7 protein-coding genes and 1 pseudogene are annotated in these 9,568 nt (G+C 74.3%); 5 read left to right on the top strand and 3 right to left on the bottom strand.

Going from position 1 to position 9,568, the window contains the following annotated elements; all coding sequences use genetic code 11:
* Positions 1-113: pseudogene (locus HCJ92_RS08030) on the top strand (alanine racemase); the annotation flags it as partial.
* A gap of 7 nt (positions 114-120) precedes the next feature.
* Here the strand turns inward: HCJ92_RS08030 and HCJ92_RS25555 are convergent.
* Positions 121-1,374 carry an outer membrane protein assembly factor BamB family protein gene (locus tag HCJ92_RS25555; protein ID WP_167932763.1) on the bottom strand — a complete coding sequence of 418 codons (1,254 nt, stop codon included), beginning with the start codon at positions 1,372-1,374 and terminating at the stop codon, positions 121-123.
* A 577-nt stretch (positions 1,375-1,951) separates the two neighbouring features.
* On the opposite strand from HCJ92_RS25555, the gene HCJ92_RS08020 reads away from it, so the two are divergent.
* Positions 1,952-2,491 carry a hypothetical protein gene (locus HCJ92_RS08020; protein WP_167932762.1) on the top strand — a complete coding sequence of 180 codons (540 nt, stop codon included), beginning with the start codon at positions 1,952-1,954 and terminating at the stop codon, positions 2,489-2,491.
* Between the two features lie 109 nt (positions 2,492-2,600).
* Here the strand turns inward: HCJ92_RS08020 and HCJ92_RS08015 are convergent, their stop codons facing one another.
* Both HCJ92_RS08015 and HCJ92_RS08010 read right to left on the bottom strand, forming a co-directional pair.
* Entirely contained in the window at positions 2,601-3,398 is a 798-nt protein-coding gene (locus tag HCJ92_RS08015; RefSeq protein ID WP_167932761.1) for a DUF4241 domain-containing protein, read from the bottom strand.
* A 309-nt stretch (positions 3,399-3,707) separates the two neighbouring features.
* The gene (locus HCJ92_RS08010) at positions 3,708-5,180 is read right to left on the bottom strand and encodes a short-chain fatty acyl-CoA regulator family protein (RefSeq protein WP_167932760.1); all 1,473 of its coding nucleotides are present in this window, start codon (positions 5,178-5,180) and stop codon (positions 3,708-3,710) included.
* A gap of 386 nt (positions 5,181-5,566) precedes the next feature.
* Between HCJ92_RS08010 and HCJ92_RS08005 the strand changes: the two genes are divergently transcribed.
* The 3 genes from HCJ92_RS08005 to HCJ92_RS07995 all read left to right on the top strand — a co-directional run bounded on the left by HCJ92_RS08005 (position 5,567) and on the right by HCJ92_RS07995 (position 9,448).
* Entirely contained in the window at positions 5,567-7,105 is a 1,539-nt protein-coding gene (locus tag HCJ92_RS08005) for an MmgE/PrpD family protein (protein WP_167932759.1), read from the top strand.
* Positions 7,106-8,011: a methylisocitrate lyase gene (prpB, locus tag HCJ92_RS08000; RefSeq protein WP_167932758.1), complete on the top strand. Its 906-nt coding sequence runs from the start codon at positions 7,106-7,108 to the stop codon at positions 8,009-8,011.
* A gap of 270 nt (positions 8,012-8,281) precedes the next feature.
* On the top strand, positions 8,282-9,448 hold the full coding sequence (locus HCJ92_RS07995) for a bifunctional 2-methylcitrate synthase/citrate synthase (protein WP_167932757.1): 1,167 nt from the start codon (positions 8,282-8,284) through the stop codon (positions 9,446-9,448).
* The last annotated feature ends 120 nt before the right edge of the window (positions 9,449-9,568 follow it).

Below are 9,568 nucleotides of genomic sequence, written 5' to 3'. Positions count from 1 at the left end.
GCGCCCCGGCCGAGTGGCCGGGGCTGGTCGCGGCGGCTCGCGAGGCGGAGGCGGAGGGCGTCCTCCGGGTCACCGGGGTGTGGTCCCACTTCGCCTGCGCCGACGAGCCGGGCCGTCGCCTCAGGAGAAGGCGTGGAAGGTGAGGGTGGTCCCGTCGCGCTGGAGCACGCCGGTGGGGCCGACCGCTGCCGGGTCGCGGTCGAACTCCGCCGCGATCTCGCCGGTCGCCGCGTCGATGGCCAGCGGGGTGCCGTCGGGTCGGCCGTACAGGTAGCCGTTGCCCGGCTCCAGGCTGACCCAGCCGCCGTCGGTGGGGATGCTCCAGGTGATCGCGCCGTCGGCGTCGATGCCGATGAGCTCGTCTTCCAGTGCGCAGGCCGTCACCGCGGATTCGGCGTCGTGGACGCAGCCGCGGGCCGCGTCCGGCGCCTCGCCGCGGTCGAGGACGACCTCCCGGTCGGACAGCCGGATCAGTTGTCCTTCGCCCTGCGTCTGCCCGTCCCACTCCGTGAGGAGCAGCCACGGGCCGACCACGGCCGAGCCCTGGTCGGTAACGTCGAGCTCCCACAGCACCTCGCCGTCGGCGGCTTCGGCGGCGACCAGCGTCCCCCCGATGATCCCCTCGGCGCCGACGGCGGTGTAGACGACGCCGTCGGCGTGTCCGATGAGGGTGTCCTCCAGGGCCCGCACGATCCCGCCGGTAGCGAGGTCCACGACGTGGCGTTCGCGGGTGAGGGGAGGCTGCTGATGGAGGAAGTCCCCGTTGGTGCTGGTGACGACCACGTGTCCGTCGTGCGCCGCACTGAGCGTCAGTGAGGGCCTGAACGGGTTGCTCCGCCAGTGTTCCGGGTCGAGTTCCAGACCCCACAGCTCCTCGCCGCTCGCAGCGTCGACGGCCATGAGCGAACCGCGTACGCCGTCGCCGTCCGCTTCGACGAGGTGGGCGGCGAGGAGGACCTCGACCCCGTCGACCTCGGTGAGCTGCGGGTGCGGGAGGTCGACCAGGTCGGTGGTGAACCGCTGCCGCTCGCCCTCGTCCTCCGGGATGTCGTCCGGCCCGTAGGCGTCGACGCCGGGCGAGGCGGGTTCGACGCGGAAGCGCTCGGAGCCGTCGGCCAGCGAGTAGGCGGTCAGCCCGCCGTGGTCGCTGACGAACGCGGTGTCGGCGTCGAGAACGGCGCGCACCAGCCCGGCGTGGTGCTCGGAGAGCGTCAGCGTCGGGTCGGCAGCGAACTCCGCGGAGACCCGGGCGTCGGCCGCCGGCTCCTCCTCGCCCGCCGACGGCGCCCCCCGGCCGTCGGTCGATGTCTCGCTGTCGCCGCTGCACCCGGCGAGCGCCAGTGCCCCCGCGAGGCAGACGGCCGCGGTGCGCACCCCCCGCCCGCCTCCGCCCCGTCCGCCTCCGCCCCGTCCGCGTCCGGTCCTTCGCGCGGTAGTTCGCATGCCCCCACCCCTGTTCGTCGGCTGCGCCGGTCCGACCGGCGCGGTCATGTTGCGAGCTGAACCTACCAACATCGGTCACGCATGCGGTTCGTTGGGTCACGTTCGGCTATCACGTCGCCGGCCCGTACGGTTCTGCCGCCGCTCGACGGCGAGCGGGGCGCCCCTCCCGAGTGCGACGCCTCGGTGGTCGGACCCGGTTCCCGGCGGAGATGAGGGGGGTCCCCGGGGTGCCCGGCCGAAGTAGTGTGGAATGTGAGAGTCGTCCCACCGGACCCCTTGCGCCGCCGGACGCGGCAGAGGCGCCGTAATCTCTTGCGGTGCGGGCGATCCGTCCCGCGCCACCGGTCATCAGTTCTTACCCCGCCCCTCGCGCGGGTACGTGACGTGCTGTGGGAGGGGAGACACACATGGTGTTCTCGGGTGGGTGGGGGTCGCGCGGTCCGCGCGGTACACACGGTGGACAGCCGCGCGGAACGGCCCGGTGGTGCCGGTCGCGGGCGGGCGCCAGATGAGCGGGACGCGGCAGGCCGACTTCGGCGGCCGACGGCGGGACCGCTCCGCCGACGCGGAGCGCCGTCGGCTGCGCCGCACGCTGGCGGCCCGGTACCGGAAGCTGACCGGCGAGGATCCGGAGCTGCGCTGGCTGTCACCGGCGGCGACGGCGCGGATCTCCCAGGGCTGGGCGCGACCCGGGGCGGACGGCGAGTTCAGCCTGACCGCACTCGGCGACCCGGGCCCCTCGGTCTGGCTGCCGTCCGACGGTGGCGGCCCGGTCGCCGGGCTGCACCCGGGGTACGACCCCGAGCAGTCCGTGACGATGCTCTTCCGGCACTACCGGCACACCGGGGCGGCCGTCGTCCCGCTGCGGATCGCGCTGAGTCGCGGCGTTCCACTGGCCTGTGCGGACGAGGACGGCTTCGTCGCCGTCCTGGAGGGCGGGAGTGCCGCCCTGTCGGTCGATTGCGACCAGCGGCTGGACACCGTCGAGGTGCAGCTGTGGGGCTCGGCCCCGGCGATCCTGACGCTGCCCGCTCCGGACCTCGGCTGACCGGGGGGCGGCGTCCAGGCGGCGAACGGTTCCGGGCCGGAGCCCCGCCGCCTCGGGCCCCGGCCCCCGACCGCCGCAGGGACGGTGCCGGGGGCGCGGGGTGCCGCTGTCAGGCCGAGGCGGAAGCGGTCGCGCGCTCCTGCGTCACGTCGGCGACGACCTGGTCGTCCTCGTGCTCGCCGTCGTGGTGCTCGTCGTCGCGATGCTCCGCCTCGTCCTCGTACTCCTCGTCCATGGTGCTGAAGTCGGTGAGGAAGCAGGCGATGGACCCGTCGGCCGTCCGACCCGTCCAGGTGGCGTAGGCGCCGTCTCCCCAGCCGGTGGAGAACGCCACGACGGCGTGCTCGTCCTCGCCCACGGGCAGCGTCACCGGGTCGTCCGCGGGCTCCGGCGGCTCGACGGTCGACTCCTCCTCCGTCACGGGGAACATGGCCGAGAGCACGCGGTCGCCGAAGTCCTGGTCGCCGATGGAGTGGAACGTCTCGACGTCCATGAACGAGCCGGTGCCGCCGTCGACCGGGTAGCCGTAGAACTCGTCGTCCTCCAGGTCGGCCAGGTCCTGACCGCTGGAGAGCGCCAACTCCCAGCGCGCCACGGGCTCCTCGCTCACGACCAGCCGTGCGGCGGCGACCCGGCTGTCGCCGGTGAAGGAACCGTCGGGCTCGTGCACGTCCACCAGGGACAGCACCACGGGGTAGGTGCCGGGCGCCACGGTGTCGAGGAACGCCAGCTCGTCGGCGTCGCCCATGCCCGCGCCGAACGGCTCCATGGCGATCAGGCGACCGGTGGGCAGCGACAGCGGCACACCGGGCAGCTCACGCACGCGGAGCGTCGTACCGTCCTCGAAGACGGGGTGCACGGCGCCGGGCGCCAGGATCTGCGCGAAGTCGGGCGGGGACACTGCCATGTGAACTCCTACTGAGCGGTGGCCGGGAAAACGGCCGATCGCCGCGCACGGTAGCCCCGCCCCCCTGCCCTCCCGCCAATCACCCCCCGCGGAAGGGCACTCGACCGGCCATCGGCACGTGCGCCCACGACGCTGTTTGCCCGGTTTGCTCACCCGTCGTGGCGCCCGCGGCCCCGCCCCGCCCTGCCCCGCACTCACCCACCGGTCCCGGCCGGGTGGCCGACACCGGGCTGCCGTGGCCTCGCGGCCGGTCGGCCCGATGTCCGCCCGCTCGTCGGCTGCCCGGGCGCGCAGCGGCCCGGCCGGGCCTCAGCCCCGTGTCTCGGTCACCGGGTACGGCACGAACGAGCGGCGGTCGGGGTCGATCGCCAGCGCTCCGGCGGCCGGCGGCCGGGCGCGCTGCGCGCAGTCCCGCCGCTCGCAACTGCGGCACCCCAGGCCGATGGGTGTCGCGGCGCGCGGGTCGTCCAGCGCGATGCCGTCGGAGTAGATCAGCCGGTGCGCGTGGCGCAGCTCGCATCCCAGCGCCACCGCGAACGTCGCCCGCGCAGCGCGGTGGCCCCACCCGCCACGCGTCACCGTCCGCGCGATCCAGAAGTGCCTCTTCCCGTCCGGCATCTCCGCCACCTGGGGCAGCACGCGGCCCGGGGTGGAGAACGCCTCGTAGACGGTCCAGAGCGGGCAGGTGCCGCCGAGTCGCGAGAAGTGGAAGTCGGTCGCCGACTGCCGCTTGGAGATGTTCCCGGCGCGGTCCACCCGCAGGAACGAGAACGGCACCCCGCGCAGACCGGGGCGCTGGAGCGTGGACAGCCGGTGGCAGACGGTCTCGAATCCCACCCCGTACCGGGTCTGCAACAGCTCGATGTCGTACCGCAGTTGCTCGGCATCCCGGTGGAACGCCGCATACGGCATCAGCAAGGCGCCGGCGAAGTACGTCGCGAGGCCGATACGGGCCAGGGCGCGGGACTGCGGCGAGGTCAACGCGGCGGAGCCGGACAGCTCGTGCAGCAGTTCCTGCTGTTCCAGCAGGCCGAGTTGGGTCGCCAGCTGGAAGGCCCGCTGGCCGTCGGTCAGCCACGGCGAGAGGTGCAGGACGCGGCTCTCCGGGTCGTACCGCCGCGCGTCCACGGGGCCGCCGGGCGGTCCGTCCGCCGGTGGAGCGGTGGTGACGACGCGGACGCCGTGGCGCTGCGCCAGGTGCGCGTCCACCACGTCGGGTGCGCGGCCGGGGCAGGGGGCGAGATCGGCGGCCTGCCGCTCCGCCGCCGCGTCCAGTGCGGCGAAGTGGTTGTGGTGGGCGTAGAAGAAGTCCCGAACCTGGTCGTGTGGTTCGGCGGCCGTCGGCCCCGGTGCCGGGGTGCCGGAGCGGTCGGCGAGCGCGGCGGCCTGTTCGGCGGCGTCGCGGTAGCGCCGGTGCAGCGTCACCAGGGCGCGGGCCAGCGCCGGGTGGTCGCGGACGGCCTCGCCGACCTCCTCGGCGGGGACCTCCGCTCCGCACGCCTCGTCACCGAGTGCGGTCCGCAGGTCGGTCGCGAGCCGCTCCTCGTCGGCACCGGAGAAGAACTCCGGCTCCACCCCCAGCACTTCGGTGATCCGGAGCAGCACGGACGCGGTGAGCGGGCGCTGGCTGTGCTCGATCTGGTTGAGGTAGCTGGTGGAGATCCCCAGCCGTCGGGCCAGCTCCACCTGGTTGAGGCCGTGCTCGCGGCGCAGCCGCCGCAGCCGGGCGTGTGCCCAGACCTTCCTGCCGCGCCCCCGGTCCGCCGGTTCCGCTGCCGTCATCGCCGCTCCCCGCCTTCGTTCCCGCCCTCGCCCGGCCCTTGTCCCGGCCCTCGTGCGCCGGTCGGCCGTGCTCTGTCCGGCCGTGCCCCGGTTCCGCAGCCCGGCGGGCACGCCGTCGTGCACCCGCCCGGGGGCGGCTGCCGGCCCGTCGGTGCGCCCGCCCGGCGCCCGTGCCGTGTCGCGCGCGGTGAGCCGCCGCACACCCGCGCGGCCCCGGCCGTCACCGGCGAGCCGTTTGCGAAACTATCATCCGCATCTTTCGCACGTTTCGCCGTTTCGCAGCCCCCGGCGGTGCGGAATCCGCAGCCTGGAGCGGTGGCGGCGCCCGCCGCCGCGGGGAATCCTCGGATGTGTACCGTGCTGTCGCGTACCGTCGAGGAGACCGCGTGATCGACCACCGAGTCCGAGTCCACCCCAGCGCCTCGCACCTGCCCCGTGAGGAGCAGCTGGCGTGGAAGCTCGCCGCCGTGGCGACCGGAACCTCGGCCGCCGAGATCGATGCCGAGTCAGCCGCCATGGCGGTCAACCGGGTGATCGACAACGCCGCCGTGGCGATGGCGTCGCTGCGCCGCCGCCCCGTGGCCGTCGCCCGCGCCCAGGCCACCGCGCACCCGGTGACCGGCGGTGGTGCCGGTGCCACCGTCTTCGGCACCGGCCCCGACTTCCGCGTCGCTCCCGAGTGGGCGGCCTGGGCCAACGGCACCGCCGTCCGCGAGCTGGACTTCCACGACACCTTCCTCGCCGCGGACTACTCCCACCCCGGTGACAACATCCCGCCGCTGCTGGCCGTCGCCCAGCACACCGGCCGCACCGGCGCCGACCTGCTGCGCGGCGTCATCGCCGCCTACGAGGTCCACGTCGCGCTGGTGCGCGCCATCTGCCTGCACGCCCACCGCATCGACCACGTCGCGCACCTCTCCGCCGCCACCGCCTGCGGCCTGGGCGCGATGCTGAAACTGGACACCGAGATCGTCTACCAGGCGGTCCAGCAGGCCGTGCACACCACGACCGCGACCCGGCAGTCCCGCAAGGGCGAGATATCCAGCTGGAAGGCGTTCGCCCCGGCCTACGCAGGCAAGGCCGCCATCGAGGCGGTCGACCGGGCGATGCGCGGCGAGGGCGCGCCGTCCCCCATCTACGAGGGCGAGGACGGCTACCTCGCCTGGATGCTGGACGGCAAGGACGCCGAGTGGACGGTCTCACTGCCCGCGCCGGGTGAACCGCGCCGCGCCATCCTGGACACCTACACCAAGGAGCACTCCGCCGAGTACCAGGCGCAGGCCGTCATCGACCTTGCCCGCTCGCTGCGGGAGAAGCTGGGCCCGGTCGACCGGTTCGCCGAGGACATCGAGTCGGTGGTGCTGCACACCAGCCACCACACCCACCAGGTCATCGGCTCCGGCTCGGGCGACCCGCAGAAGTACGACCCCGAGGCGAGCCGCGAGACCCTCGACCACTCGGTCCCTTACATCCTCGCCGTGGCGCTCCAGGACGGCGGCTGGCACCACGAGCACTCCTACGCGCCCGAGCGCGCTCGCCGCGCCGACACCGTGGCGCTGTGGCGCCGCATCAGCACCGTCGAGGACGCCGAGTGGACCACCCGGTACCACCACCCGGACCCCGAGCAGCGGGCGTTCGGCGGCCGGGCCGTGGTGACCTTCACCGACGGGCGCGTGGTGGAGCAGGAGTTGGCGGTCGCCGACGCCCACCCGGCCGGTGCGCGGCCGTTCGCCCGTGAGCAGTACGCGGCGAAGTTCCGCACCCTCGCCGAGGGCGTCGTCGAGCCGGGCGCCCAGCGGGTGTTCCTCGCAGCCGCCGAGAGCCTGCCGGAGCTGGACGCCCGCGGTCTGGACGCGCTCTTCCCCGTCTCCGACGACGTCGCCCTCGCCACGTCCGACGCCGAACTCCCGAAGGGACTGTTCTAGATGCTGCACACCCGGACCACCCCCGCCGAACGGCGCCGCGCCTTCCGCGAGGCGCTGGCGTCCGGCCGGCTGCTGCGGGTGCCCGGGGCGGTCAACCCGCTGTCGGCGAAGCTGATCCAGGAGACCGGCTTCGACGCGGTGTACCTCTCCGGCGCGGTCCTCGCGGCCGACCTGGGGCTGCCCGACATCGGGCTGACGACCTCCACCGAGGTCGCGACCCGCGCCCAGCAGATCACCCGCGTCACCGACCTGCCGGCGTTCGTCGACGCCGACACCGGGTTCGGCGAGCCGATGAACGCCGCCCGCACCGTCCAGCTGATGGAGGACGCGGGGCTCGCCGGGCTGCACCTGGAGGACCAGGTCAACCCCAAGCGCTGCGGCCACCTCGACGGCAAGACGGTCGTCCCCGCCGAGGAGATGGTGCGGAAGATCAAGGCCGCCGTGGACGCCCGCCGCGACCCGGACTTCCTGCTGATGGCGCGGACCGACGCCCGCGCCGTCGAGGGGCTCGACGCGGCGATCGACCGCGCCAGGGCGTACGTCGACGCCGGCGCCGACGCCGTCTTCCCCGAAGCACTCGCCGACGAGAAGGAGTTCGAGGCGTTCCGCGCCGCGGTCGACGTGCCGCTGCTCGCCAACATGACGGAGTTCGGCAAGAGCGCCCTGCTCGACGCCGCCACTCTGGAGAACCTCGGCTACAACATCGCGCTCTACCCGGTGACGCTGCTGCGGCTCGCCATGGGAGCGGTCGAGGACGGCCTCCGCACCCTCGCCGCCGACGGGCACCAGCGCGCGCTGCTGGAGCGGATGCAGACCCGTTCCCGGCTGTACGAGCTGCTGGGCTACGAGGAGTACGCCGCGTTCGACGGCACCGTCCACGACTTCACTCTCCCGCCCGGCACCTGACCCACTCCCGGCCGGAGCCGACCGCCCTCGCGCGGCGGACAGCCGGCCGGCCGCGATCGGCCCCTCGGGGGCGCCGCCTCACCCGGCGCCGCCGAGCGGCCCCCGCACCCCCGCACCTCACCCGCTTCCCGCACCGGCCGCGGCGCCCCGGCGCACCGCCGGGCCCGCGGCGACCCCGCAGCCCTCGCCGTGCCCCGCGCACCGCTCCTTCGCACCGCCCCGCACGCACGCCGACTCCCGCACCGTCCGACCGCACCCGGAGGTACCGCCATGACCGCCGCAACCACCCCGCCGCCCGGCACCGACCGGCCCGGGGACGCCGACATCCACCGCGGCCTGGCCGGGGTCGTGGTGGACACCACCGGCATCTCCACCGTCATCGAGGCCAGCAACTCCCTGACGTACCGCGGCTACCCGGTGCAGGAACTCGCCGCCTCCCGCTCCTTCGAGGAGGTCGCCTACCTGTTGTGGAACGGCGAACTCCCCGACGCCGGCCAGCTCCGCGAGTTCGAGGCCCGCGAGCGCGCGATGCGCCCGCTGGACCGCACCACCGCCGAGATCGTCGCCCGGCTGCCCGAGACCTGCCACCCGATGGACGTGCTGCGGACCGCCGTCAGCTTCCTGGGCGCCGAGGACCCCACCGAGGACGACGGTTCCCCGGCGGCCAACCGCACCAAGGCGCTGGCGCTGCTGGCGAAGCTGCCGACCGTGGTCGCCGCCGACCAGCGGCGCCGCCGGGGCCTGGACCCGATCCAGCCCGACCCCGCGCTGGGCCTGGCGGAGAACTTCTTTCACATGTGCCTCGGCGAGGTACCGGCGCCCGAGGTGGTGCGCTGCTTCGAGATCTCGCTGATCCTCTACGCCGAACACAGCTTCAACGCCTCGACGTTCACCGCCCGCGTCGTCACCTCGACCCTCTCCGACCTGCACAGCGCGGTCACCGCCGCCGTCGGCGCCCTCAAGGGTCCGCTGCACGGCGGCGCCAACGAGGCGGTGATGCACATGCTCAACGAGATCGGCGACCCCGCCGCCGCCGACGCCTGGCTCACCGACGCCCTCGCCGCCAAGCGGAAGATCATGGGGTTCGGGCACCGCGTCTACAAGCACGGCGACTCCCGGGTGCCGCTGATGCAGGAGGCGCTCGACCGGCTCATCGCCGCCGACGGCTCCCCGGAGACCACGCGGCTCGCCACCCTCCATACCGCGCTGCGGAAGGCGATGGTCGAGCGGAAGGGCATCCACCCCAACCTGGACTACCCGGCCGGGCTGGCCTACCACCTGATGGGCTTCGACATCCCGGTCTTCACGCCGATCTTCGTGATGAGCCGGATCACCGGTTGGACCGCGCACATCGTGGAGCAGTCCGAGGGCAACACCCTCATCCGCCCGCTCGGCGCCTACACCGGGCCGGCAGAACGCCACGTCCCGGCCGCCTGACGCGGGAGGCGCCGCGGGGGCCCCGCGGGAGATGCCGCGCGAGGCTCTGCGGAAGGCTCCGTGGGACGTGCCGTGGTGGGGCCGGGCTCGGCCGTTCGAGCCCCGGCCCCGCCGTTCGGG

Source organism: Streptomyces spiramenti, assembly GCF_012034385.1.
Classification (GTDB): Bacteria; Actinomycetota; Actinomycetes; order Streptomycetales; family Streptomycetaceae; genus Streptomyces; species Streptomyces spiramenti.
The sequence above is the reverse complement of the archived record's forward strand: the minus strand, read 5'-3'. Positions and strand labels throughout refer to the sequence as shown.